The following is a 25,455-nucleotide window of genomic DNA, read 5'->3' on the forward strand; positions in this document are numbered from 1 at the left end:
CGGATAATTGAAAGCATCCGCTCTGAAATGTATCATGTGACAATAAATATGCATATAATGACAATTTTGAAGCATGAAATTTATATTTCTTTGCCCTTAATCAATATACAAAGCTTAACCTATTTAAACTATTATAAATGCCCATGTACCAATCTCCATTTAATAAACAATTTGCCCCGGCTTTATTGATCGTTGCGTTTGTTTTTAGTTATAAAATAAGCTCAGGCTTTCAGCAGCAGCCGGATAATGGCCTTTCGAAATCAGATACTGCCTCAGTTCCAAAAGAGATAGAAGACCCCGAAAATATTGGCATCAACAAAGAGGCAAGCCATGCCACGCTTATGCCCTATGGTTCATTAAAAGAGGCATTGGCTGCAAACAGGCATGCATCTTCTTTTAGCCGCAGCCTGAACGGTTTGTGGAAATTTAACTGGGTTGACTGGCCACAAAAACGTCCTGTCGATTTTTATAAACCAGGCTACGATGTATCCGGCTGGAAAGACATCAAAGTACCATCAAACTGGCAGGTAGAGGGGTACGGTACACCTTACTACAGCAACTATACCTATATCTTCCAAAAAGATTTTCCTAGAGTGATGAGCACTCCGCCTGTAAAATATACTGCCTACAAAGAAAGGAACCCGGTAGGCAGCTACCGCCGTGATTTTACTGTGCCCGCTGAATGGAACGGCCGCCGTATTTTTATAACCTTCGATGGCGTTGATGCCGGTTTCTTTATTTGGGTAAACGGCAAAAAAGTGGGCTATAGTGTAAACAGCCGTAACGCCGCCGAATTTGATCTGACTAAATACGTTAAACCAGGGAAAAATACTTTAGCTGTTGAAGTTTACCGCTTTACTACAGGGAGTTACCTTGAAGATCAGGATATGTGGCGTTTAAGCGGTATATTCAGGAATGTAACGCTGTGGAGCAGTCCGCAGGAACATATCAGGGATTATTTTGTAAAAACCAATCTTGATAAACAATATAAAGATGCCGATGTACTGGTATCGGCCAAAATAAAAAACTACGGAACTGCGCCGGTTAAAGCTCGTTTATTGGACGTTGCTTTATACAACGGTACCGTGGCTGTACCGGGCGCAATCGCCAAAAAAACTATCCCGGCTTTAAAGCCCGGTGAGGAAGTAACGGTTGAAGCCAGTTTCCATGTAAACAACCCGCAAAAATGGACCGCCGAAACGCCAAAGCTTTACACTACCGTTGTGAAAATAAATGACGGCGTTAACACCGTAGAAACCATGTCGTCACGTACCGGTTTCAGGAATATTGAAATCAGGGGCCGCTTGTTCCTGGTTAACGGAGTGCCAATTAAACTAAAGGGGGTAAATCGTCATGAAAACTGGCCGAATGATGGCCATGCGGTTACCGAGGAGCAAATGATAAGGGATATTGTGCTCATTAAACAAGCCAATTGTAACCACGTGCGCACCTGCCACTATTCTGACGACCCAAGTTGGTATGAATTGTGCGATCAGTACGGAATTTACCTTGTTGCCGAGGCCAATTTGGAAAGTCATGGTGCATGGGATGAATTTAATGAGGAGCCCAGGATAAAAGCCGCACTGATTGATAGGAACGTTGCCAATGTAGAGAATTTCAAAAACCATCCTTCGGTTATTATCTGGTCGTTAGGTAACGAATGCGGTAGCGGCGGCTCAAATTTCAGGGCGATACTGAAAGTGATCAAAGGCATTGACGACACGCGTCCAACGCACTACCAGGGTTTTGGTATTGGTAAAAATAACCCTGCCGATATGGACAGCGAAATGTATACCGATGTGGAGAACCTGGAAAAGCACGCAAATGATCAAACCTTAACCAAGCCATTTTACTTGTGCGAGTATGCGCATGCTATGTTCAATTCTATGGGTTCAGTTGATATTTATAACGATTTGTTTGACAAATATCCGCAATTGTTAGGGGGCGCTATTTGGGAATGGCAGGATCAGGGTATCTACAACAACCGGGACCCGAAGCACCCAATTACTGCTTTTGGAGGAGGTTTTGGCGAATACCCGAATGATCAGTATTTTATACATAAAGGCGTTGTGTTTTCGGATAGATCATTAAAACCGCACTATCCCGAGTTAAAACATGCGTACCAGTGGATCAGCATTCATCCGAAAGATCTGAAGAACGGTTTGGTTACCATTAAAAACCGCTACCAGTTTATTAACCTGAACGGCTTAACCGCCAAATGGGAAGTAACTGAAAATGGTACAATTGTATCGTTGGGCCATTTAGCGCTTAAGGAGATTAAGCCGGGTGAAGAGCTTGATGTAAAGGTTCCCTATAATGTTACACCTAAACCCGGAGCAGAATATTTCCTGAGGGTTTCGTTTAGCCTGACTACCGATAAAATGTGGGCAAAAAAGGGATTTGAGGTTGCGGCACAGCAATTGGAACTACCTATAGGTATCCCGGCTGTTAAAACACAACCTGCAACAGGTAAACTAACTTTATCAGATGCCGGTAATAATATCAGGTTAAAAGGTGATGGTTTTAGCCTGGAGTTTGATAAGGAAAAAGGCACTTTTTCGAAGATGGAGAAAGACGGCGAAAATGTTTTACAGGATAACGGCGGCCCTATGTTGCACCTGTGGCGTGCGCCTCACCGTAAGGACGATATGTGGGCTTATGACGATTGGGTTAAATATGGCCTGAAAGAGATCAGCTGGAAAACTGACCTGGTAAAAGTTACCCGGCTTTCTGCCGGCCAGGTTGAAATAAAGGTAAACCTTACGGGAACAGGTAAACATGATTTTATTGTTCGTCACCAGGTAACCTATACTATAAATGGTATCGGCATAATTAAAGCTGACAACAACGTGAGCTTTAATGCCGACCCTAAATTGGTGCTGGCCAGGTTGGGTGTGCGTTTTTTCCTGAAACAAAACCTGGATCGATTTGAATATTTTGGCCGCGGCCCAATGGAAAACTATGCCGACAGGAAGAGTGGGTTTGATGTTGGCCATTACTTAAGTACCATAACGCAGCAGCAAACCCCATATGAAAAACCGATGGATTGTGGCAACCATGAAGATGTAAGGTGGGCTAATGTGAGCACTGCTAAAGGTACCGGAATAGCCGTTAAACAAACCGGTGAGTTGTCCCAGGTAACCGCACTGCCATACAGTGATGAAGAAATGACAGACGTGGAGTACAAGATAGATTTGCCAAAAAGCAAAGGCACAGTACTATGCGTAAGTCATAAAACGTTGGGCGTTGGCTCATATGGCTGTGGTCCACGTCCGCTGGAACAGTACAGGGTATATGCAAAAGATTCCAGCTTTAGCTACCAAATTCAGTTATTCAGTAAAAAATAAGATGCTGATTAAATAGTTTACAGTAACGCAAAAGCGGGGAGCAGATATCATCATTTGCTCCCCGCTTTGCTACAGGTGCTATCAAGGGCCTTCGCAGTGCTATTAACTTAACGTGAGTTGAAGTATGTGACATAAAAACCTATTACGGTGGAGAACGGGCCTGCTGACTTTAGGAAAAAGGTTTAAAACATATAACGTCGATGGCTTATTGGGGAATACAATATCGCAAGTCGGTATTCGGCAAATAACATATCCCGTCTTCTGTTATTGCGCAGTCAGATATTTATGGAATAACCCGGTTGATGCGCTTGCTATTGACAAGATCATTAACTGGTATGTGGAAAAGCCCGGTTGAAGCGAGTTTATTAATTTTTACTTTTGAAGTATCCGGCGTGTTTTTGACTACAATGTTGTTTAGCAAACCATAATGCAACCAGAATGATCTTCAGTTTCTCTGCCACACCTGATTTTGATTTTATGACGCATTTCGCCCATCACCTTGGGGTCGCAATGGAAAACAATCTGTTACGTATACCCGAAAAATTAGGGGAGGGTTATATTCGCAAACTAACTTTCGGACCAGACTTTAAGGTTACCTTGCACCGTTATACTCTCCGGGAGGACCTTGTTATCAAGCGTAACTCATCCGGTATGGGGAACGAACTGATCACCATATTTTTTTATAGTAACGAAGACTCGCTCGAAATCTCCTTTAACAACGATCAGCAGGTACGCTTCTCTGAACGGGAAGACGCGGCCATTCAGGTAACCTCTAATGACCTGAGTTCGGCCATTCGCTTTCCAGCCGGACACTCTGTTCATTATGTGGTTATTGCTATTAAACCAGTTTACTTGAAAGCGCTTTTAGGGTTGACTAAACAAAACGCTACCCTGAAAACCATCACCACCAGCGGTAGTTCTTTCCTGTACTTTGAAAGCATGACTGCGGAAACGAAGATCCTGTTAAAACATATGGCGGCGGTTAATACGCAGGATGACCTGAGCCATTTTTATATGCAGATTAAGGTGCAGGAATTAATTTACCTGCTTTTTCGGCAATTGGTTTTGCGTGAAAGCACGGCTGCCCATTACAGCATTAATAGTGCGGACGCAGAAAGACTATTACATATCCGGAACGAGATACTTTACGACTTGAGCGTACCTCCCGTTCTTAGCGAACTGGCACAAGTTGCCGCCATGAGCGAAACCAAACTCAAACAACTTTTCAAACAAACCTTCGGCGATACCATCTACAATTATTACCAGCGTGCCCGGATGGAAGAAGCCGCCTTCCTGTTAAAGCAAGGTAAGCGTTCGGTTGCCGAAGTGGGCTATGAACTGGGCTTTTCCAACCTCAGCCATTTCAGCCGTTTGTTTGAAAAATGCCACGGCCTCACGCCTAAACGATTTTCCGCCCAGGCTAAATAACTTTGCCGGATTGGACTGATTTTGTGTCTTTTTGCGCTATTATTAGCTATTGAATAGGTTCAATTTTGCTGTGTAAACAACAAACACCGCAAAATGAAAAAGTTATTCATGCCTTACAACAAAGGCGTACTTCAATTAAAGAACCATGTGGTAATGGCTCCCATGACCAGGAGCCGGGCTATTAATAATGTTCCCAATGCGATGATTGCCGCTTATTACAAACAGCGTTCAGGCGCTGGGCTGATTATTACCGAAGGTACCTCGCCAAGCCCCGAAGGTTTGGGTTATCCGCGCATTCCCGGCATTTTTACAGACGCCCAGGTGGAAGGCTGGAGGCAGGTTACCAACGCTGTACATGAAGCTGGCTCTAAGATATTTTTGCAACTGATGCATACCGGAAGGATTGCCCATAACTCCAACCTGCCGGAAGGATATCAGGTGGTTGGTTTGTCGGACGTCAAAGCGGCTGGCGAAATTTACACCGAGACGGGGATGCACGAATATTCGGCCCCTTCAGCACTTAATGCAGAAGGCATAGTCCGCATTGTAGCAGACCATATTAAAGCTGCCGGGAACGCCATAGCTGCAGGCTTTGACGGCATAGAACTGCATGGTGCTCACGGGTACCTGCTGGAACAATCTTTAAACCCGCATATCAATAACCGAACAGATATCTACGGCGGATCTATTGAAAACCGCAGCCGCCTGGTACTGGAAATTGTACAAAAAATTGCGGCATCTATCGGTGCCGATAAGGTGGGCTTGCGCATTTCGCCCTTTTTAACATCGAACGATATGCCGGCTTATGACGAGGCTGAAGTACATCAAACTTATGTTTACCTGGTGGGTGAGCTGAATCGATCAGGCATTGCCTACCTCCATATTTCCAATAATCCGGGCATCACCGAAAAAACCCATCGGAGCATCCGCGGGGCTTTTGACAATACCATCATTTATTGTAATGGCTTTACGGCAGAAACGGCCGAAGCGAAATTACAGGACGGCACGGCAGATCTGGTCGCCTTCGTCAGAAGCTTTTTGGCCAACCCCGACTTCATGAGGAGGATTGAAAAAAACGCCTCCCTAAATGAGCCGGATTATAATACCCTTTATACGCCCGGTGAACAGGGTTACACCGATTATCCCGTATTAGACTAATTATTTACCACAAAACACACAATCATGAAAATTACAACAACAGGCTCATTAGGTAATGTAGCCAAACCATTAGTGAAAAAGCTGGTAGCAGCCGGACATGAAGTAACCGTTATCAGCACGAAAGAAGATCGCAAAAATGAAATCGAGGAGTTAGGTGCTAAGGCAGCAATCGGCTCGATCAGCGATGTTACTTTCCTAACCGAAGCTTTTAATGGGGCAGATGCGGTTTATACCATGATGCCACCATCAATGGGAGCAATAAATATGATCCGGAATATCGCAGATGCTGGGCACGCTAATGCGCAAGCGATTAAGGCCGCAAGTGTACCGCGCGTGGTAATGCTAAGTAGTGTTGGCGCTGACGCGCCTGAAGGAACAGGCCCGGTAAAGGGGGTGCACCGCGTAGAGCAGATATTAAGTCAATTAAACGGAGTGAACATAACCGTGCTAAGATCGGGCTTTTTCTTGGTTAACTTTTTCAGAGACATCCCGCTGATCAAGAACAGGGGCATCTTTGGTAACAATTACAGCGGTGACGATGAATTGGCACTCACACATTCTGATGATCTTTCTTCTGCTATAGCCGACGAGTTGCAGACGAAAGGAAATGGTTTTGAGGTAAAATATGTCGTGAGCGATATCTCTACAGGCAATAAGATCGCAACCCTGTTTGGCAAGGCGATAGGCAAACCGGAGCTGACCTGGACCGAGATCCCGGATGAACAATTAAAACAAGGGATGTTATCCGGAGGCCTGCCCCCTGAATTAGCCGGGCTTATTACCGAACTGGGCCAGGGGGTAAAAGCAGGTATTGTCATGAAGGACTTTTTTGAAAAAGGAAGACAAGTAACAGGGAAGATTAAACAGGAACAATTTGCCGAAGAATTCAAAAGCCGGTACGAGCAGGCTTGAAAGCTCCGCAAGCGGGATTGCACACCAGGTGGCGTCCCGCTTATTGATTCTAAAACGTTTTGGAATAACCAAATACCACCGACATGAAAAACAACTAAGGGATCTAAAAAGCGGCGAGGGAAGCTGGGGTAATAATGGACGCGTTTTTGCGGTTTTGGCAAGCGATAGTGACAGGAGTCACTTTTTAATAACAAAACGGTCATTTTTAAACCAAGGTGCCAACCTTAGTTTTGATGCTGTTAATCACTTCATATAGTTACAAATAAAAATTATGTTGGGAGCACTTACAGACTTACAGATAGAAAGCTTGCTGAAACAGCAGGTTACCGGCCGTATCGCTTGTCATGCCGATGGAACGACTTATATCGTTCCGATAAATTATGTTTACAGCGCACCGTATATATACAGCCATTCTGCAAATGGTAAAAAGATTGAAATGATGCGAAAGAATCCTGAGGTGTGTTTTGAAGTTGACGACATACAGAACATCTTTAGTTGGAAAAGCGTTGTTGCCTGGGGGCATTTTGAAGAAATAACCGATATGGACGAAAAGGCTCGCCTGATGCAGGGAATTATACATCGCATAATGCCCATGGCCAATCATCCTGCTAATCATCCTTCGCATGGGATAACCGAAAACGACAGCGATGTGGGCGACAAAGTTGAACTTATTATTTATAAGATCAATCTTGATAAAAAAACCGGCCGGTTTGAAGGTAACTGAGGCCTGCTTAAATATGGCCTATATGATTGATGATCACAAGCAATTTTTAGGATGACCGGAATCATGTTTTCCGTGACAAGCGTTTGTGATATTTACACTTGAAAATTATAACTCCTACGCTATGAAAACGATTACCGTAATTAACGATGGTTCTCCATCAGCCGCCCATGCATCAAAACAGGCTTTCGCTATTGCCCGGGCGGTGCAAGCCAATATTTTAGTGGCCAATACCTATGAGGTTAATACAATGGTTTCCGCAAAAGTGCTGGCCGGGCACAGTATTCAACAACCGTTGATTGCCGGAGATCGTTTAGCTCGAATGTTAAACGCGCTTAACCAGGAACCGGCAGACTACCATCCCGAAATATCAGCAATGGATATCGCCGATTTTGATGCTACACAATTGGCCGCTATGATAATCAAAAATGATATTTGGCTAATAGTGAGCGGAAGCGGTACTATGTTGCAAAATGGGCCGCGACAACCTTTATTAAACCTCCAAAGCGTATTAAATAAAGTGCAGTGTCCGTTGCTAATAGTGCCCGAAAACTGGACATTAAAAAACATACAACATATAACTTATATGGCCGATTTACGGTATTGCCGCGCTGCCGTTGTAAAATACCTTGTTCAACTGGCCGAGCCTATGCAGGCCAGCGTAGCTGTAGCGCATTTGTCGGCCAAGGGAATTCCGGATATCGAGGAAAGTTATGGACAGCAACTGTTTACCGAACGGGTTGGAAGCCATATACGTAGTTTCCCGGTTGCTTTTAACAACATTAAAGAAAAAGACATTAACAAGGCGCTTGATGTTATAATTAACGGAATGCATAACGATGTGCTGGTGCTTGTTAACCACCGTTATCATTTTAAAGAGATCATCGGGGATTATTTGACCGAAGCGCTGCCGGGGCATATTACAATACCATTGCTGATATTTCCGTATTAACCAAAGCCAGGGGAATCACAAATGGTTTTGCCTTCAGGATTAAATAAAAAAGGTATTGCTTTAAGCAATACCCCGTTATTTTTTTTAAATCAATGCAGGCAAGTATTTAAAACGCTGCTTTGATCTTATCTTTTGTAACACTCAATTCTTCGGCACTGAAGCTTAATTTAGGCCTCGAAAAGTTAAGGTCGTCAACCCTGTTCATGGGGATAAGATGGATGTGTGCGTGCGGTACTTCGAGGCCGATAACAGCCACCCCTACTTTTTTACATGGTATAGCTGTTTTAATGGCTGTAGCCACAATTTTAGCAAATATTTGCAAACCGGTATAAGTTTCGTCATCCAGGTCGAAAATGTAATCAACTTCTTTTTTCGGGATCACCAGCACATGCCCTTCGGCCAGCGGGTTGATATCTAAAAAAGCCAAAAACTCATTGCTCTCGGCAACAACGTGCGCCGGGATCTCGCCTGCTATAATTTTCGAAAAGATGTTCATTTTGAGGTTGATTAAGTTGATTAAGTAAGTGGTTGATTAAGTTTAAGTAAGGTTAACTTAATCAACCTAATCCAACCTAATCAACTAATAACTAACGACTCACTTCCAGTATTTCAAATTCAATTTTACCAGCCGGTACAGTGATCTCAATTTTTTCGCCTACTTTTTTGCCTAAAAGGCCTTTGGCTATGGGTGATGCTACCGATATTTTACCAGCCTTCATATCAGCTTCACTTTCGGCCACCAGCTGATAGCTCATGGTTGCACCGTTTTTAAGGTTTTTAATTTTAACGATAGAAAGCGCCAGCACTTTTGATGTATCCAGTTTTGATTCATCCAATAAACGGGCATTGGCCAGGGTTTCCTGCATTTGGGCTATTTTGGCCTCATGCAGGCCTTGCGCCTCTTTAGCAGCATCGTATTCCGCGTTTTCCGATAAATCGCCTTTATCGCGCGCTTCGGCAATTTGTTTTGATATATCCGCACGGCCGGTTGTTTTTAACCTTTGTAATTCTTCTTTTAGTTTTTCTAAACCATCCTTGGTAAAGTATGATACCTCTGCCATAACACGTAAATTAATTATTATTTATCCTATTGGTTGTCCAAAAAAAACCGCCCTCCCTTTTTTAAGAAGGACGCAACGACTATAAAAACAAACAAGACTATATGGGCCATGCCTACATAGTCTTGTTTAGTATTGAACGAAGATAAGTGATTTAAGTTTTAATATGCAAATTTATTTGCCTTCGGCTGTTCATGGATCATTGTTGATTGTTCATGGATAAAAAGTAAGCGGGTTCGGCCATGATCTATGAGCCATCAACCACTTCTCTGGCCTTGGAGCGAGCCTCATTCAATCATCTTCAAATTTTTAAATCCTCAAATTTTCAAATTCGGAAGCTTCTCCGCCATCACTTCACTTATCTTCCTGTACGAATCAAACGTCCAGCCGGCTACGTGGGGGCTAAGGATAACTTTGCCGCTCTGGCGCAATTCGTCGTACCAGGCCTGCTCGGCCAGGGTAGGGAATTTTTCAACTTCAAGTACATCCAATCCTGCTCCCAATATTTTACCTTCTTTAATGGCTTTTAATACACTGCTTACTTTTGCTGTTTTTCCCCGCGATGTATTGATAAAAAATATCGGCTTTTTAAAGTGAAACAGGTATTCGTCATCAATCAGCCCATTGGTTTCTGATGTAAGGGGTACGTGTATACTTAGCACATCGCTTAGCTTTACTATCTGCTCCATGCTTACTTCGCGCGCATAGCGGTCGCTAAAGCCGGTTTTATACTTATCGTAAGCAATTACATCAACCTGGAAACCCGAAAGCTTACGGGCAAAGCTATGCCCCATATGACCATAGCCAATGATGCCTACGGTTTTTCCTTTCAGTTCGTAACCGCGGTTGCCCTCCCGCTCCCATTTGCCATTCCTGATCTCGGCATCACCCCGGTTAAAATTATTCATTAATGATAGCAGCAGGCCAATAGCATGTTCGCCAACAGCATCGGAGTTGCCTTCGGGAGCGTTGATGAGTTTAATGCCTTTTTGGGCGGCGTAGGCCTCGTCAATATTATCCATACCGGCGCCGGCGCGGGCCACAAATTGCAGGTTTGTGGCCAAATCAAAAACTTGTTTGGTTACCTGGAATTTTGAGCGGATAACCAGGCCCGCGTAATTGCCTATAATTTGTAAAGCTTCTTCGGTTTTTATGATTGGCCTGTAATCGCATGTATAACCCTTGGCTTCGGCCTGCTCCATAAATATGGGATGTACATCATCAACAATAAGAATGTTATTTTTCAACTCGTCAGTAATTTTTTTATAAAAGGCGAATTTACAAACACATAGGTTATTAATGCGTAGCATTTTACGGTTTTACTCATTTTTACGCTTTAAATATATTTACATTGCAATTTTAAACCTACTGAAGCGATGGAAAATCTACCTAAACAAATAAAAACATTAAAATTATACCTGGCCCTACTTACGGTAACTATAATTGTGTGCTTTGGCTTTATTATACGGCTGATGAGCAATCAAGCCCATTTTAAACAAATAACCGCCGAGCGGATTGACATTGTTGAGCCTGATGGTAAAATACGCATGGCCATAAGCAATCGCCAAAGCCAGCACCCGGGCACCATTGAGGGCAAACAACTGCCCAAACGCGACCGCCCCGCCGGCATGATATTTTTTAATGATGATGGCAATGAGTGCGGCGGGTTGGTATATGATGGCGATAAAAAAAGCGCGAGTATGACCTACTCCATCGATCAGTATAAGAACGACCAGATTATGCAGCTTCAATATAGCCAGGAAAACAATGGCCCGCAATTGCAAAGAAGCTATGGCCTGAAACTTTGGGATAAGTACGATAATTTCCCTTCATCAAAGGTTTTGGCTTATATTGATTCACTGAACAAATTAAATGATACTGTTGCATATAAAACAGGAATTGACAAGCTTAACGCATCTGGCCGGGTAACCAAAGAAAGGCTTTTTGTTGGTAAAAACGCAGGGGGCGATGTGGGCTTATTTTTGAGCGATGCCAATGGTAAGCCCAAGCTGAGGATATATATTAACAAACAAAACCAACCCGTAATTGAAACCTTGGATGACAAGGGTGCGGTGGCAAAAAGCCGTTAGCTTACTGCCATATTTACCCGCTTTATTAATTGGCACGAGAATAGCTTAGTATGTTACAAGGGCTTGCTCTTTTTGCAATAAACCAATTAAAAATGAAATCATTAAAACAAATAGGCACCGATATAAAACACTATTCCGAACAATTATCGCACGATGGGTTTAAGCAGGTGTTTGATCATATCGATCAATTGAACGTAAAAAAAGGCGTCGACAAACTTGGCCTTGATAAATTTATAAACCAGTGCGCAATTATGGCTGCCGGCAGCGGTGCCATATCGGGCAGCGGCGGTGTTTTAACCATGGTAATAGGTATGCCTGTTGATGTGCTTAACCTGATAACCCAGCAATTCAGGGTTACTATGGCCATTATGTACCATAACAGAGGCAGCTACCAAATGGGGTTCGATGAGTTTATGAAACTGGTAGCTATATCTTTCAAAGTAGAAACCGGCATTGCCCTCAGCAAAACCATGATGGAAAGCGTAGCCGAAAAAATAATCCTCAACCTGGGCGTACGCACTGCCGAAAGGTTGGTGCCGGTTGTTGGCGCTGTTATTGGCGGTACAACCAATTACTTGTTTATTAAGCGGATGGCAAAATCGGTTAAAGAAATGCAAGAGCTGCCGATAGTAATACAGGTGAATTGATGCTATGGACACCTACTTGATTTTGATTAAATAGGTGCCCGATATTTTTATGTCGGCTGGTTTCTCTTTTCCTGTAATATTAAAATTTATACTGTTGATCTGAAAGGCTACTTTATACGTAGTCGTTTCTTTAGTAAATAAAGTCTCTTTAGCCGGTAGATCGTAATTTTTATAATATTCAGACTCTGTAGGCGTGTGATATTTATTAAGGGTTGCTGTATCTGCCAACAATTTATGGGCAACATCAAAAGGTCTGAAATTAAAAGTTTCGCTATTGAGTTTTAACGTAAATGACCCGTTCGCCGGTTGTGTTTGCTTAATTTGAATGCCGTTGAAATTATTAGTCAGGGTATCAGCATACTCATCGGCGACGAGTGTTATATCATAGCCCATTACAACTACTATTTTTTCTTTTTTGCTAAATGTATAGTAATAGGTCATAGCGTTATCATTCTCGTTGTACCAGGTTTCAAAATGGTGGAGGCCAAGAGAAAGTCGGGCCCACTCATACTTACTTTCCCTTAACTCTCTCCGCCCATAATCGCCCGAAGTGCGCCAGTCCCGGCTTTTCAACCTACCTAACGAATCGGACAATGCGGTAAGATCTTTATTAAAATACGGCTGTAAGGGTGTGATATCGTATTTATAAATGAAATAATTTAAAGATGCCACAGCTTTACTGCCGTCTTTTTCGCTCACCTTTGTACTATCAACCGCGATGAATTTGCCGTTTTTCAACGCATTGTGCTTTTCAAAAAACTTAATTATAATTCGCTTTTGCGAATACATACTAACCGTAAAAGCGCTTTGCGGGCCGTACACGGATAAAATGGTTACTATACATAAAGAGATAGGGATAAGCTTTATATTCTGCTTTTTAAAAGCTAAAAAGTAAACGGAAATAAACAACAACCAGCAGGCAAGCGCGATTAAAAAATAGCGCCATTCGGTAATGCCATACATGAAAACTCTTGCGCCTACTGCCACAAACAGGAGGCCCAACAAGGGGATCAACAAAAAATAAAAACTGCGCGAATAAATTTTGATCCATCTATTGCCATCATGTTCACGAATGGGATATATCAGCAACAATGACAGCACTCCAAACACCGCATAGCTTAAAATAAGATTTGATACCAGGCCTTTTGGCAGGCTCCAAAGTGTGATGATCTTAATCTCGTATGCTAATAAAATAAGCACATATATGGTTGATAGAGGGATCAATACAAACTGGGTAAATATTTTCAATGCTTTGGGGTAGCTCAAATCGTCGTTAAGCGCACGCGTATCGGCGGGTACGCCAGCCAGGAAAAAGGTAGTGGTAAACAAGCCCACTATCCAAACCCAAAGTATGGCATAAGTATCCCACTCAAACTTAAAGTTGAATAAAAAGTTAGTAGCGGCAATGGCGGCAGCTATCCCTAAAAACAAAACCACACCATACAATACGCTCGTTAAAAAACGAAGAAACAATGTTTTATTAAACTGCCAAAACCCATTAACTTGCCCCTTGCCCGTAAATGCCGCAAAGGCAACCAGTAAATGAAACGAAAGCGATAGCAGGAAAAACCGGATATAATCAGCTTCGCGGGCGGTAGGATCGATGATGAAAATGAGCGAGGCTGCAAAAAGCGCAGCTATGGTTTTTATAATGAGTTTATTTTGTTTGCTAAACTGCCGGCTTTTTGTAAATAGCGTTGCCGATAGGCTAAGCAGCAAACCCAGGTTGGCCGTCATCACCCCGCGCATCAGCCACCCCTCATGTACCCGGTTCAAATGGCGAAGTTCCACCTCGATAGTGCCTGCTATGGTGCCAATAAGGGCAAAAAATAATTCAAAGGGATAGCGCTTCAAGGTGGACAGAAAGCCTTCGGCCAGCGTTTTTATGGATGGGAATTTCATTGTGGCAGGGTTTATACAGGCAATGTAAGTACAATTTGTAAAATATCTGTACTAAAAATGTAAACTGCATGGGCAGCAATTGCATTTCACACATTAGTGATTATATTTGCGGTCGCAAAAAACATCATTTTATACAATATAATGAGAGAAATACAATTCAGAGAAGCGCTACGTGAGGCTATGGTCGAAGAAATGCGCAACGACGGAAATATATACCTGATGGGTGAAGAGGTTGCCGAATATAATGGTGCCTACAAAGTAAGCCAGGGTATGCTGGATGAATTTGGTGCTAAACGCGTTATTGATACGCCCATCTCTGAATTAGGCTTTGCCGGTATTGGCATCGGTTCGGCTATGAATGGCTTACGCCCGATCATCGAGTTCATGACCTTTAACTTTTCGTTAGTGGCTATCGATCAGATCATCAATGGTGCGGCCAAAATCATGTCGATGAGCGGTGGCCAGTTTTCTGTACCAATCGTTTTCCGTGGCCCAACCGGTAATGCGGGTATGCTTAGTTCGCAGCACTCACAATGCTTCGAAAACTGGTATGCCAACTGCCCGGGTTTAAAGGTTGTTGTTCCATCAAACCCTTACGATGCAAAAGGCTTATTAAAATCTGCAATATTGGATCCCGATCCGGTTATTTTTATGGAATCGGAATTGATGTATGGCGATAAAGGCGAAGTTCCTGAAGAAACGTACTATATCCCATTGGGTAAAGCCAAAGTGGTAACAGAAGGTACCGATGTAACTTTGGTAGGTTTCGGTAAGATCATGAAAGTAGTTATTGCTGCCGCTGCCGAATTGGCAAAAGAAGGTATCAACGCCGAAGTGATAGATTTACGTACTGTGCGCCCTATCGATTACGAAACTGTGATCAATTCGGTAAAAAAAACAAACCGTTTGGTAATTATTGAAGAAAGCTGGCCTTTGGGTTCAATTGCTACCGAGGTTGCCTTTAAAGTGCAAAAAGATGCTTTTGATTACCTTGATGCGCCTATACTGCGTATTATGGGTGGCGATGTTCCGTTGCCTTATGCGCCAACTTTAATACAGGAATATCTGCCAAACCCTGAAAGGGTTATTAAAGCCGTTAAAGAGGTAATGTACGTTACTAAGTAATTACACGATTTAAGGATTGACAGAATTTTTCTTGTTGCTTTTAAAATTTAAATAATATCAAAAAGCCCGGTATTTGTATCGGGCTTTTTTGCTTTAAAACAAATACACAATAGAAGAATCAACCGTAAAAGACAGCAACGGCAACGTCCTCAATAAGAGGATTGTCATCCTGAACGTAGTGAAGGATCTATTCGCGAACTTTCCGTCGGCGATGCATGTCGGTTAACAAATTTTTCACTTCGTTCAAGAAATTGTTCTTCACTCCGTTACCCATGACATATCGAATTATATAGGTACTAAGTCCACATTAAATTCGATAGCGAGCTTTTGTAAATACCTTTGCTTCTGCTCTTTAAGCATGTTATCATATGCCTCTATGCCTTTTTCTACAAAATCGCTCCCTTTAACCATTAAACGCCAATATTGAATAGCCAATTTTCTGGCAGTTGCTTTGATGGCTATCGCCGGACCTTTTCTTCCTCTTAACCGTCTGGCGAATGCTCCCCATCCAATGTATTTGCTGTTTAGCAAGCCGCACGCCATTTCCTTGAATATCTGGCCGGCGGTAGGTTTTCCTTTGCTTTTACTTTTGTTTTTCTTGCCCGAACGGTTCTGACCGGGAGATACCCCAAGCCAATTGGCAAACCGTTTTTCCGTCGACCACTGGCTTAAATCGGCTCCAATTTCTGTATATAACTGTAACCAGTTATAATCTGTAAAGCCGGGAAGCCTGGTGGCATCCCGGCCACCAAATATTTTCAGCAAATGCCCGCCAAGGTCTTTAACCTGGGGCTTATTGTGCCTGATCGGTTTTCTATTTCCGGTATTTGTACCGGGCGGTAGTTGTTTGTCTTTATTAATCTGTTGCAAGGTGCTATCTATTTTCCGGTCACACTCCAAGATCTGGCCTTGATAAAAAAGATATGCCTTATAAGCCTGCTCCAGGGCAAAAAGCCCATGTGGCGTGTAATGGCCCTCCAAAGCCTTTAATACTTCTTCGCTCTTTTTATCTTTGATTTTTTTGTGGCAGAGAGCAAGCAGCTTATAACGGTCTCTTTCACCGGAAAGGATTGCTGTTATAAGGGCTTTTCCACTGGCCCCATGTATCTGACTTAATACTTCCGGTAAACGGATATTCATTTCGATCAGGGCCTTTTGCATATGCTGAATATGCATCGAGGCACTCCGGAGGTGGTCTTCACGTAATCGCTGGTAACTACGTAGCTCCTTGAGCAGCCCCTCAGAAACGTAGCAACGGTTCAGTAAACCATAACTATGTAACTGCTGGATCCACTGGCAGTCTTTCACATCTGTCTTTCTTCCCAGGCAACTGTTTGGTTTGGCGGCCGTCGACCAGCCACACATCTAACCCTGCATCTGACAGGATATCATGAAGTACATACCAGTAAACACCTGTAGCTTCCATCGCCACTGTAGTTACCCGGTTCTCCAGTAAATATTTACTAAGTGCTACCAGATCGCCGGTAAAGGTTTCAAAGCTACGGACAGGGCCGCTTTCCAGGCCAACGAAAACATGACGGGAGCCAATATCTATACCGGCTGCATGTGTACGCATTTTTTCCATATCAAGCTTGTTTTAAATAAGCTGTGCCCGAAGGAGTATAAGGAAAAACAGGCTACCCATCGGACAAATCACTGTAAACAGGATCGTACCATACCTTCAGACTCTATCTTCGGAACCATACTCAGACACAGGCACGAAGCACTATAACTCGACCGGCCACACTGCACAGCGTTAACAAAAGTATGTCATTTCACCTTCAGAATTTCGCGAAATTTTAACACTCAGAATGACAAAGGGGTTATTTATAACATGTCATGGGTGGGTACGAAGGATGACAGGAAAATTGGATATTTTATGAGGGCAGCTTGGTTAGAGTAGTTTTTCACCTCAACGCAATTTACACAGCTAAATAGCCTACCGCCACCCTCCACCTACCGCCTGGTACAAATTCACCGAGCTTAGAAATATATTTCGCTTAATGTTGGTTAGTTCCAGTTCGGCATCCAGTACACTGCGTTGGGCTGTAATAATCTCCAGGTAATTGGCGCGGCCAACCAGGTAAAGATCATTGGCTACCGATAGGGCGTTATTGAGCGCTTGCAACTCCCGTTGTTTAAATTCAAAGGCCTGTTTGTAATTGCTGATGCCACTCAGGTTATTATTAACCTCCTGGAAACCCGATAGGATAGTTTTCTGGTAATTATAAACCGCTATCTTTTCTTCGGCGATGGTACGTTCATATTCCGCCTTTATGCCCTTGCGGTTGAATACAGGCGCTGTAAGCCCGCCAATCAACCCATAGGTAAACGAGCCGGGGTTAAATAGCAAACCCGCGTTAAAGCTGTTATAGCCCGCGTATGGCGTTAAGGTAAGTGTAGGGAAAAAGCTGGCCCTGGCCGTTTTAATATCGGCATTCATGGCCGTTAGTTCCAGCTCGGCAGCGCGGATATCAGGACGGTTAAGTAATAACTGTGACGGCACGCCCGCTCCAATAATTACCGGCAAGGCGATTTTCATGATAGACGTATCCCTTGTGATTTTTCCTTTAAAACTACCCGATAAAAAATTGAGCTGGTTTTCGGTTTCGGTTATTTGCTGCAGGGTTGTGTATTGCAGGCCTTTGGTCCGCGCCAATTGGGCCTCAAATTGTTGTACGGCAAGCTCGGTAGCCCGGCCGCCCAGTTTTTGAATTTTTACTATTTCCAGCGCGTTATCCTGCAGTGCTATGTTTTTTTTGATGATAGCCAACTCTGCATCGAGCGCAAGCAACTGGTAATACAGCCCGGCTATTTGTGCCGTAAGCTGGGTTGTAATTAGCCGATACCCGCTTTGGCTGGCCAGGAAACGGGCAAAGGCAGCCTTTTTTTGGTTACCTAATTTACCCCACAGGTCAACTTCCCAGGAGCTTTGAAAGCCCAGGAAATAATTGGGCGTTGGGTTGGGGATGTGCTGGTTGCCGTTAATGTTTTGCGAAAAATTGGTATCGTAATTACCCACGCCGTTCTGTGTATAATCACCATATTTTTCCAGCCCGACATTGGCTGCGATGTTAACTGTTGGCAATAATTTCGACGCGCTAAACCTGAGGTTGGCGCGCGACGCTTCTACCCGCTGCAACGCTGTAAGGATATCCGGGCTGGCTTTTAGCGCGGTATCAATAAGGCTGATGAGTTTTTGATCGGTAAAAAACTGGTTGATGGGTAAGGCGGCTATGGTTGTAGTATCATTGCTGCTGCCAAAGGTTCCGGGTAAATTAGCGGCCGCATCTGAACCTGTAACTGGCTTATACGTTTTGCAGCCTGCCGTTAAAATCAATAAAAACGCGGTATTCAGGATATATAAATTTGCTTTTTTTAGCATCGGTAGCTTTTTCATTAGTTAACAATTTCCATTTCATGGCGCATTTCGGTAAGCGGCTCTTCGGGCGTTTTATGTTTACGCGCTGCTAATCCGGCAAATATTACATACAGGCCGGGTATTAATATTACACCGAAGAGGGTGCCCATCAGCATTCCTCCTGCCGCCGCAGTACCTATCGACCGGTTGCCCATTGCCCCTGCGCCATCGGCAATACATAATGGAATTAAGCCGGCAATAAATGCCAGCGACGTCATCAGGATGGGCCGTAAGCGGGATACTGCGCCTTCAATAGCGGCTTTAACTATCGGTAGTCCCTCTTTTTGCCGCTGGATGGCAAATTCTACTATCAGGATGGCGTTTTTACCCAGCAAGCCTATCAGCATTACCAGGGCTACCTGGGCGTAGATATTGTTTTCTAATCCGCATATCTTTAAAAAGAAAAACGCTCCGAAAATACCTGTAGGTAATGATAAGATAACCGGCAGCGGCAGCAAAAAACTTTCGTACTGCGCGGCCAGCAACAGGTAAACAAATATTAAGCAGATGATAAAAATGTAAATAGCCTGGTTGCCCGATAAGATCTGTTCCCTCGTCATCCCCGACCATTCAAAGGTATAGCCTTTGGGTAGCTTTTGTTTGGCTATGCGTTCAATAGCGGCATTAGCATCGCCGCTGCTGAAACCTTTAGCCGCATCGCCGGTAACCATGGCCGATGTATACATGTTGTAGCGGGTAAGCTGCTCGGGGCCGAAAACTTTTTCCATTTTAATAAAAGTTGAAAAAGGCACCATTTCGCCCTTGTCGTTTTTAACCTGCAGGTTTAAAACGTCCTCGGGCCGGGCGCGGTACTCGGGCGCGGCCTGCACCATCACTTTATACATTTGCCCGAAGCGGATAAAGTTGGACGCGTAAAAGCTACCCATTAAGGTTTGCAGGGTGGACATTGCTTTATCAACCGTAATTCCCTTTTGAGCCGCTGTTTGCTGATCCACAGAGATCATGTACTGCGGAAAGTTGGGATCGAAACTGGTAAACGCGCCCGAAATTTCGGGCGATGCATTTAGCGCATCTACAAAATCCTTGGTTACTTTGGCGGCTTTTTGCAGATCGCCCTGGCCGGAACGGTCAAGCACCCTGATCTCGAAACCGCTGGAGTTACCAAAGCCCGGAACCGTTGGCGGCGGAAAATACTGGATTGATGCATCGCCTATGTTTTTGGTTTTTGCTGTCAGCGTGGCAATAATATCTTCTAACGATTCCTTGCGCTCATCCCATGGTTTCAGATTAATCATGGCCATGCCGTAGGATGCACCCGCAATTTCGTTTACCAAGCTATACCCCGATAAAGTGGATACCGACTCAATTGCCTTGATGCTTTTGGTTTTACTTGCTATCTCTTTTAAAACCTGCTCGGTACGCTCAACTGTTGCGCCGGCTGGTGTGGTTACGTTTACGTAAATCATCCCCTGATCTTCGGTAGGGATAAAGCCTGTTGGTAATATAGCGCTGGTGCCCCAGGTAAGCACAAAAAAGCCCATCAGCAAGGCAATAGTTATTCCTTTGCGTGGCGACAGGAAGGTCATGAAGCCCGAGTACTTGTTTTGCAGGCCATCATAGCGTTTATTAAAGCCGGTAAAAAAGCGTTGGGTTAGGCTTTTCTTTTTAGGCACGGGGTTATGCTTTAGCATAATGGCGCAAAGTGCGGGGGTAAGTGTTAAAGCATTCACGCCTGATATCACAATTGAGATGGCCAGCGTAAGCGAAAACTGGCGATAAAATACCCCAACCGGCCCCGACATGAACGCTACCGGCACAAATACTGCCGACATAACCAGCGTAATGGCTACAATAGCCCCGCTGATCTCTTTCATGGCCTGTATGGTGGCATCCATAGCGTTCATGTGCTCTTCGGTCATTTTTACGTGCACGGCCTCAACCACCACAATGGCGTTATCAACCACAATACCAATAGCCAGTACCAGCGCAAATAGTGTAAGCAGGTTGATGGAAAAGCCCAGCAGCTGCATAAAAAACAACGAACCAATTAGCGCCACGGGTACAGCCAAAGCAGGTATTAATGTTGACCGGAAATCCTGCAGGAAAATGAACACTACAATAAATACCAGTACAAAAGCCTCTACCAAAGTGCGCAACACTTCGTGGATAGAAGCATCCAGAAAACGGGATACATCATAATTTACATTAAAACTCATACCGGCCGGGAACGAGCTTTTCTTAAGCTCGGCCATGCGGGTTTTAATGTTGTTGATAACATCCCGCGCGTTTGAGCCAGGGCGTTGTTTTATCATGATAGATGCTGATGGCTTACCATCGGTATTGGATACCATGCTGTAGGTAAGCGAGCCAAATTCAACATCGGCAATTTCTTTCAGTTTTAATACAGAGCCGCCTTCTTCGGCGCGGATAACAATGTTTTCATATTGCTTGGGTTCAAAAAACTTGCCCGGATAGCGCAAAACATATTGCAGCATTTGAGGCGATTTATCTGAGCTTTGCCCGGTTTTACCCGGCGCTGCTTCCACGTTTTGCGCGCGGATAGCATCAATTACATCATCGGTAGATACCTTGTAAGCCATCATCCTATCGGGCTTTAACCAAACCCGCATAGAGTATTCTTTGGCACCCATAATTTCGGCACGGCCAACGCCGTCAATACGTTTAAGTTCCTGCAGTACGTTGATGTCGGTAAAGTTGTAGATGAATTTCTCGTCCATGCCGGGGTCTTCGCTGATGATGTTCAGGTACATCAGCATACTGTTCACCTCTTTTTCGGTAGTTACCCCGGCTTTAATCACCTCTTCGGGCATCTCGTCAATAATAGTGGCAACACGGCCTTGTACGTTTACCGCAGCCTGGTCGGGATCGACCCCAACGTTAAAATAAATCTGTATCACCGTAAGCCCGTCGTTGCTGCAAACGGTGGTCATATAAGTCATGCCCGGCACACCGTTAATGGCGCGTTCAAGCGGTGTAGCCACGGCCTTAGCGCAAACCTCGGCGTTCGCACCGGTATAGTTGGCGGTAACGGTTACCGATGGGGGCACAATATCAGGGAACTGGGTAACCGGCAAAGTAATTAATGCCAGCACGCCCAGCAGGGTAATTATTAAAGATATCACAAGCGACAGCACCGGTCGCTTTATAAATGTTTCGAACATAGCGAGTGAGGGTTTGTATACAATAAACTAAGTCTTGAGTTCTAAGTCTTAAGTTTTGAGTCAAAAAAGCCCATGGCCATAGTTTCAGGCTTAAAGCTTCGCGTATAAAACTTCAGGCCCGCTACTTAAGACTAAAGACTTGAAAAACTACTTCATAGCAAGCAGCGAATCCCTGCTGAGTTTTCTTGGTTTAATGATCATTCCGTCGCGTACATTCTGGGTGCCCTCCAGCAGTATTTTGTCGCCGGGCTTTAAGCCATCTTTTACGATATAGTAGTTAGAAAAACGGGTTTGCGGTACAAAAGCACGCATATGCAGCTGGTTGTTTTTATCAACTAAATAAACATAGCTTTTATCCTGGATATCAAATACCGATTGTTGTGGCACCATAACCACGTTATCGGCCTTGGTTGATATAAATAGCTTGCCGGTGGCGCCATGCTTCAGAAGCTTTTGCGGGTTGGGAAAGCGAGCCCTGAAATTAATAGAACCGGTTTTTTGTTCAATTTCTGCTTCAACAGTTTCAATATCGCCCTCGTACGGAAAGTCGAGGCCATCGGCCAGTACCAGCCGCACCTTGTCGCTTGTTTTGCCCGGCGCGGTTTTGCGTTTACGAACGTATTGCAGGTATTCATTTTCGGGGAAACTGAAGTACGCGTACATCGAACTGATATCAGACAAGCTGGTGAGCAGCGTGCCCTCATCAATCAAACTGCCCGATTTAAGAGGAATCCTATCCACAATGCCATCAAACGGTGCGTGGATGTAGGTATAGGCCAGCTGGTCTTCGGCGCTTTGCACCATGGAACGGGCCTCTTCAATGGTTGCCTTATCCGCGCTAAGCTTTGATTCGGCCACGTCCAGTTCCGATTTGGAGATCACTTTTTTATCAACCAGCATTTTAACACGGTCAACCTCCAGGGCGGTCGCCTTGGCGGCGGCAACAGCATTACTTAGGGCTGCTTTGGCCTTGGTGAGGTTTACCTTAAACTCCTGGTCGTTGAGTTTAAAAAGCAGCTGGCCTTTTTGCACCGATGCGCCTTCGTCGATAAAAATTTTTTCCAAAAAACCACGAACGCGCGAACGGATATCAATGTTTTTTAATGCCTGGATATCGGCAACATAAGGCTTTTGGATAACCGTATCACGCGTGGCTAATGTAAGTACAGGTAGTTGTAGGGTATCGGTGGCTTCGTCTTGGGTGGTTTGTGCTTTGGAGGAGCAACCCGTGACGTATATAGCTGTTATTATTGCCAGTAAGGGCAGTATTGCTTTAACTGTTTTCATTTTTCTGATAGCGTTAAGCATAGTGGTAACGTTCACGTACCAAAATGGCTATGTTATTAATTCTTTTAAATAGAGGTTATCATGCACCGCGGTGGGGCATTGCATCAGAAAAAAGATCAGAAGGGACTTAGCCGGAACAGGAAGCTATAATATGCCGGAAGAAAGGCTTCCCTGACAATGTTTTGCTTGGGTTCCTGCTTTATAAAGTTTGTAATTATGCCGGGCAACGATTGATTGGCCGGCTGCAAAATTGCCGAATTGTTTGTACGGACATGGACAAACCTTACGTAAACACCGGCATGGTTACCCGGGTTGTTGCCCGATTCGGGCGAGTCGTCGCTTAGTTCCTGTTGTTGGGCAATGTTAATGAGGTTGTGGTGCAGCCTGGAGATATCGTCGGCTGTTGAACCCCAGCGGTTATAATGTTTTAAAATTGTATCCGCATTGGCAGCCGCAGCTATAGAAAGCTGGAAAAAAAATAATACAAAGAATATTTTTTTTGTGAGTGCCATCATTGCGAATTTAGCACATAATTATTCTTTTTTCAAATGATTTTGTATTTTATTGCATGTAAAATGAATTTATTTTGAATTTTTTGGCTTGATTGTTAGCATTTTAGCTTTTTGATGACAATGAATTGTGCTTTTTACAACTATTGTACCCCAATTCAGCCTCACTCACTATAAAACAGCCATACTATTGAGTAGCATACTTACTTTGTATCGGCCATGATGGCCAGGTAATCAGCCGTTTTACGGATGTTATCAAAATCTTCGTCGTTTGCAGCAAACTTTTTGGGGTAGCCCGAGTCAATCGCTTTTTTCAGGTAGATATTAGCTTCGTCGGGTTTGTTCATAATCGAAAACATGCAGGCAATATTGTAATAGTGAGTAAGTACATCATCAGGATTGGGCGTTTGTAATACCAATTGCTGTAAAAGACTAAGGGCCAGGTCGGTTTGGCCAATATAAAACTGCGAAAAAATGTAACCAACGGATGCTTTTGTGGTATCCAGCGCGATTGCCCGGTTAAAATCCTTCATAGCCAGGTCTTTATTGACAAGTCTTTTTAGGTAAACCTTGCCTCTCAAAAAATAAGACTCGCCAAAATTAGGGTCTAAAGAAATCGCTTTGGCGCATTCGTCTATCACCTTTGGATCGTCTTTTAAAATATAAAGATTAGTTGCAATATCATAATGCAGGATAGCCTGTGCTTTGTTATCATCCTTGTAATAGTCGATTGTTTTTGTATAATCTGCAATTGCCTGTTTGCATTCACCGTTTTGGGTGTAAAAGTTTGCGCGGCTCCAATATAGGTGCCCTCGTTCAGGGTCAAGGCTAATGGCGCGGGTAATGTCGGCAATTGCTTTCTCGGGTAGTCTCAGCGCTATTTCATCACCTGCCCTGTTATCATAAAGTATAGCCAGGTTCTGCTTGTCTTCCTGGTAAAATTCCATAGCTTTTGTAAAATCATTAGCCGATAACAGATAATCGCCGTTGCGTTGATAAACAAGTCCCCTGTCCCAATACGCATCGCCATTATCAGGATTTAACTTTACTGATGTATTGTAATCATTAATTGCGTCTTTATATTGCTTTAGGTTTCTTTTATTGCGTCCCCTAAACTGGTACAGATTGGAAAGCTCTTTCAGGTCTTCTTGATTGAAGTACATGGCGGTTGTATAATCATCAACAGCCTGTTGGTAATCTCCATTCTGGCCGTGTGCGGCGGCCCTGTTCCAATATGCGTCTCCGTTTTGGCTGTTAAGGGATATTGCCTTAGTGCCGTGCTCTATGGCCTGTTTATATTGCTTTATTTTTCGCTCGTTAAGTGCGATATTGTCATATAGTGTAGACAGGTTTTCGTTATTGCCAGCGTTAAAAGGGACGGCTTTGTTATAATCGGCGATGGCTTTCTGATACTCTCCTGTGCTTCCATAGGCAATCGCCCTGTTCCAATACGCATCGCCAAAATTGGGATCGGCTAAAATTGCCGCAGTCTCATCTTTGATGGCTTCGGCATACAATTTTAAATCGTTTTCTGCTTGGGCCTTTTTATCAAGCAAGGCAACGAGCTTCTGCTTGCTTTTAGGGTTCATATTAATGGCTCTGGTGTAATTCTCCAGCGCTTTTCTATAGTCTTTACTATCATAAAGCGAATCGGCTATTGCCTGATAGTCTGTTGTTTTCTGTGCAAAAACATCACCGGTAGCAAATGTTAAAGCCAGCAACGATAAAACAAATAGGTACTTTTTCATTTATATT

20 protein-coding genes are annotated in these 25,455 nt (G+C 43.8%); 9 read left to right on the plus strand and 11 right to left on the minus strand.

Annotated elements, in window-relative coordinates:
- Nucleotides 1-137 precede the first annotated feature (137 nt).
- The 6 genes from PQ469_RS29760 to PQ469_RS29785 all read left to right on the plus strand — a co-directional run bounded on the left by PQ469_RS29760 (nt 138) and on the right by PQ469_RS29785 (nt 8,518).
- Entirely contained in the window at nt 138-3,347 is a 3,210-nt protein-coding gene (locus tag PQ469_RS29760; RefSeq protein WP_274210902.1) for a glycoside hydrolase family 2 TIM barrel-domain containing protein, read from the plus strand.
- 438 nt (nt 3,348-3,785) lie between these two features.
- Entirely contained in the window at nt 3,786-4,775 is a 990-nt protein-coding gene (locus PQ469_RS29765; RefSeq protein ID WP_274210903.1) for a helix-turn-helix domain-containing protein, read from the plus strand.
- Between the two features lie 93 nt (nt 4,776-4,868).
- Nucleotides 4,869-5,933: an alkene reductase gene (locus PQ469_RS29770; RefSeq protein ID WP_274210904.1), complete on the plus strand. Its 1,065-nt coding sequence runs from the start codon at nt 4,869-4,871 to the stop codon at nt 5,931-5,933.
- A gap of 24 nt (nt 5,934-5,957) precedes the next feature.
- Nucleotides 5,958-6,845: an NmrA family NAD(P)-binding protein gene (locus PQ469_RS29775; RefSeq protein ID WP_274210906.1), complete on the plus strand. Its 888-nt coding sequence runs from the start codon at nt 5,958-5,960 to the stop codon at nt 6,843-6,845.
- Nucleotides 6,846-7,116: 271 nt separating this feature from the next.
- On the plus strand, nt 7,117-7,569 hold the full coding sequence (locus PQ469_RS29780) for a pyridoxamine 5'-phosphate oxidase family protein (RefSeq protein ID WP_274210907.1): 453 nt from the start codon (nt 7,117-7,119) through the stop codon (nt 7,567-7,569).
- Between the two features lie 121 nt (nt 7,570-7,690).
- Nucleotides 7,691-8,518 carry a universal stress protein gene (locus PQ469_RS29785; RefSeq protein WP_274210908.1) on the plus strand — a complete coding sequence of 276 codons (828 nt, stop codon included), beginning with the start codon at nt 7,691-7,693 and terminating at the stop codon, nt 8,516-8,518.
- A gap of 106 nt (nt 8,519-8,624) precedes the next feature.
- Here PQ469_RS29785 and PQ469_RS29790 read toward each other — a convergent pair whose 3' ends face one another.
- The 3 genes from PQ469_RS29790 to PQ469_RS29800 all read right to left on the minus strand — a co-directional run bounded on the left by PQ469_RS29790 (nt 8,625) and on the right by PQ469_RS29800 (nt 10,823).
- Nucleotides 8,625-9,014 (minus strand): HIT family protein, encoded by a 390-nt coding sequence (locus PQ469_RS29790; protein WP_274210910.1) that lies wholly within the window; start codon nt 9,012-9,014, stop codon nt 8,625-8,627.
- 91 nt (nt 9,015-9,105) lie between these two features.
- Entirely contained in the window at nt 9,106-9,579 is a 474-nt protein-coding gene (gene greA, locus PQ469_RS29795) for a transcription elongation factor GreA (RefSeq protein WP_090651442.1), read from the minus strand.
- 314 nt (nt 9,580-9,893) lie between these two features.
- A complete protein-coding gene (locus PQ469_RS29800) occupies nt 9,894-10,823 on the minus strand; it encodes an NAD(P)-dependent oxidoreductase (RefSeq protein WP_274210911.1) in 930 nt (309 codons plus the stop codon).
- Nucleotides 10,824-10,952: 129 nt separating this feature from the next.
- On the opposite strand from PQ469_RS29800, the gene PQ469_RS29805 reads away from it, so the two are divergent.
- Both PQ469_RS29805 and PQ469_RS29810 read left to right on the plus strand, forming a co-directional pair.
- The gene (locus PQ469_RS29805; protein WP_274210912.1) at nt 10,953-11,666 is read left to right on the plus strand and encodes a hypothetical protein; all 714 of its coding nucleotides are present in this window, start codon (nt 10,953-10,955) and stop codon (nt 11,664-11,666) included.
- Nucleotides 11,667-11,758: 92 nt separating this feature from the next.
- On the plus strand, nt 11,759-12,313 hold the full coding sequence (locus PQ469_RS29810; protein ID WP_274210913.1) for a hypothetical protein: 555 nt from the start codon (nt 11,759-11,761) through the stop codon (nt 12,311-12,313).
- 12 nt (nt 12,314-12,325) lie between these two features.
- On the opposite strand, the gene PQ469_RS29815 is transcribed toward PQ469_RS29810, so the two are convergent.
- Nucleotides 12,326-14,215, minus strand: coding sequence for a DUF4153 domain-containing protein (locus tag PQ469_RS29815; protein WP_274210914.1), 1,890 nt, complete (start codon nt 14,213-14,215; stop codon nt 12,326-12,328).
- Nucleotides 14,216-14,356: 141 nt separating this feature from the next.
- Here PQ469_RS29815 and PQ469_RS29820 point away from each other — a divergent pair, with 141 nt between their 5' ends.
- Nucleotides 14,357-15,340, plus strand: a complete 984-nt coding sequence (locus tag PQ469_RS29820; protein WP_274210915.1) for a pyruvate dehydrogenase complex E1 component subunit beta — start codon at nt 14,357-14,359, stop codon at nt 15,338-15,340.
- Nucleotides 15,341-15,625: 285 nt separating this feature from the next.
- Here the strand turns inward: PQ469_RS29820 and PQ469_RS29825 are convergent, their stop codons facing one another.
- The 7 genes from PQ469_RS29825 to PQ469_RS29855 form a co-directional block, all read right to left on the minus strand.
- On the minus strand, nt 15,626-16,648 hold the full coding sequence (locus PQ469_RS29825; RefSeq protein WP_274210916.1) for a transposase: 1,023 nt from the start codon (nt 16,646-16,648) through the stop codon (nt 15,626-15,628).
- Nucleotides 16,614-16,925, minus strand: coding sequence for an IS110 family transposase (locus tag PQ469_RS29830; protein WP_274210917.1), 312 nt, complete (start codon nt 16,923-16,925; stop codon nt 16,614-16,616). Before PQ469_RS29830 ends, PQ469_RS29825 begins: the two co-directional genes overlap by 35 nt.
- Nucleotides 16,926-17,279: 354 nt before the next feature.
- Nucleotides 17,280-18,740, minus strand: coding sequence for a TolC family protein (locus PQ469_RS29835; RefSeq protein WP_274210918.1), 1,461 nt, complete (start codon nt 18,738-18,740; stop codon nt 17,280-17,282).
- On the minus strand, nt 18,740-21,904 hold the full coding sequence (locus PQ469_RS29840; protein ID WP_274210919.1) for an efflux RND transporter permease subunit: 3,165 nt from the start codon (nt 21,902-21,904) through the stop codon (nt 18,740-18,742). Before PQ469_RS29840 ends, PQ469_RS29835 begins: the two co-directional genes overlap by 1 nt.
- 147 nt (nt 21,905-22,051) lie before the next feature.
- A complete protein-coding gene (locus PQ469_RS29845; protein ID WP_274210920.1) occupies nt 22,052-23,191 on the minus strand; it encodes an efflux RND transporter periplasmic adaptor subunit in 1,140 nt (379 codons plus the stop codon).
- A 116-nt stretch (nt 23,192-23,307) separates the two neighbouring features.
- Nucleotides 23,308-23,706, minus strand: a complete 399-nt coding sequence (locus PQ469_RS29850; RefSeq protein ID WP_274210921.1) for a hypothetical protein — start codon at nt 23,704-23,706, stop codon at nt 23,308-23,310.
- Between the two features lie 197 nt (nt 23,707-23,903).
- Nucleotides 23,904-25,448 carry a tetratricopeptide repeat protein gene (locus PQ469_RS29855; protein ID WP_274210922.1) on the minus strand — a complete coding sequence of 515 codons (1,545 nt, stop codon included), beginning with the start codon at nt 25,446-25,448 and terminating at the stop codon, nt 23,904-23,906.
- Nucleotides 25,449-25,455 lie beyond the last annotated feature (7 nt).

The sequence above is a fragment of the Mucilaginibacter sp. KACC 22773 genome (assembly GCF_028736215.1).
Classification (GTDB): Bacteria; Bacteroidota; Bacteroidia; order Sphingobacteriales; family Sphingobacteriaceae; genus Mucilaginibacter.

Coding starts and splice junctions, on each gene's coding strand:
- PQ469_RS29760 (WP_274210902.1), top strand. CDS start 138: ATGCCCATGTACCAATCTCCATTTAATAAACAATTTGCCCCGGCTTTA.
- PQ469_RS29765 (WP_274210903.1), top strand. CDS start 3,786: ATGATCTTCAGTTTCTCTGCCACACCTGATTTTGATTTTATGACGCAT.
- PQ469_RS29770 (WP_274210904.1), top strand. CDS start 4,869: ATGAAAAAGTTATTCATGCCTTACAACAAAGGCGTACTTCAATTAAAG.
- PQ469_RS29775 (WP_274210906.1), top strand. CDS start 5,958: ATGAAAATTACAACAACAGGCTCATTAGGTAATGTAGCCAAACCATTA.
- PQ469_RS29780 (WP_274210907.1), top strand. CDS start 7,117: ATGTTGGGAGCACTTACAGACTTACAGATAGAAAGCTTGCTGAAACAG.
- PQ469_RS29785 (WP_274210908.1), top strand. CDS start 7,691: ATGAAAACGATTACCGTAATTAACGATGGTTCTCCATCAGCCGCCCAT.
- PQ469_RS29790 (WP_274210910.1), bottom strand. CDS start 9,014: ATGAACATCTTTTCGAAAATTATAGCAGGCGAGATCCCGGCGCACGTT.
- greA (WP_090651442.1), bottom strand. CDS start 9,579: ATGGCAGAGGTATCATACTTTACCAAGGATGGTTTAGAAAAACTAAAA.
- PQ469_RS29805 (WP_274210912.1), top strand. CDS start 10,953: ATGGAAAATCTACCTAAACAAATAAAAACATTAAAATTATACCTGGCC.
- PQ469_RS29810 (WP_274210913.1), top strand. CDS start 11,759: ATGAAATCATTAAAACAAATAGGCACCGATATAAAACACTATTCCGAA.
- PQ469_RS29815 (WP_274210914.1), bottom strand. CDS start 14,215: ATGAAATTCCCATCCATAAAAACGCTGGCCGAAGGCTTTCTGTCCACC.
- PQ469_RS29820 (WP_274210915.1), top strand. CDS start 14,357: ATGAGAGAAATACAATTCAGAGAAGCGCTACGTGAGGCTATGGTCGAA.
- PQ469_RS29830 (WP_274210917.1), bottom strand. CDS start 16,925: ATGGAAAAAATGCGTACACATGCAGCCGGTATAGATATTGGCTCCCGT.
- PQ469_RS29835 (WP_274210918.1), bottom strand. CDS start 18,740: ATGAAAAAGCTACCGATGCTAAAAAAAGCAAATTTATATATCCTGAAT.
- PQ469_RS29840 (WP_274210919.1), bottom strand. CDS start 21,904: ATGTTCGAAACATTTATAAAGCGACCGGTGCTGTCGCTTGTGATATCT.
- PQ469_RS29845 (WP_274210920.1), bottom strand. CDS start 23,191: ATGAAAACAGTTAAAGCAATACTGCCCTTACTGGCAATAATAACAGCT.
- PQ469_RS29850 (WP_274210921.1), bottom strand. CDS start 23,706: ATGATGGCACTCACAAAAAAAATATTCTTTGTATTATTTTTTTTCCAG.
- PQ469_RS29855 (WP_274210922.1), bottom strand. CDS start 25,448: ATGAAAAAGTACCTATTTGTTTTATCGTTGCTGGCTTTAACATTTGCT.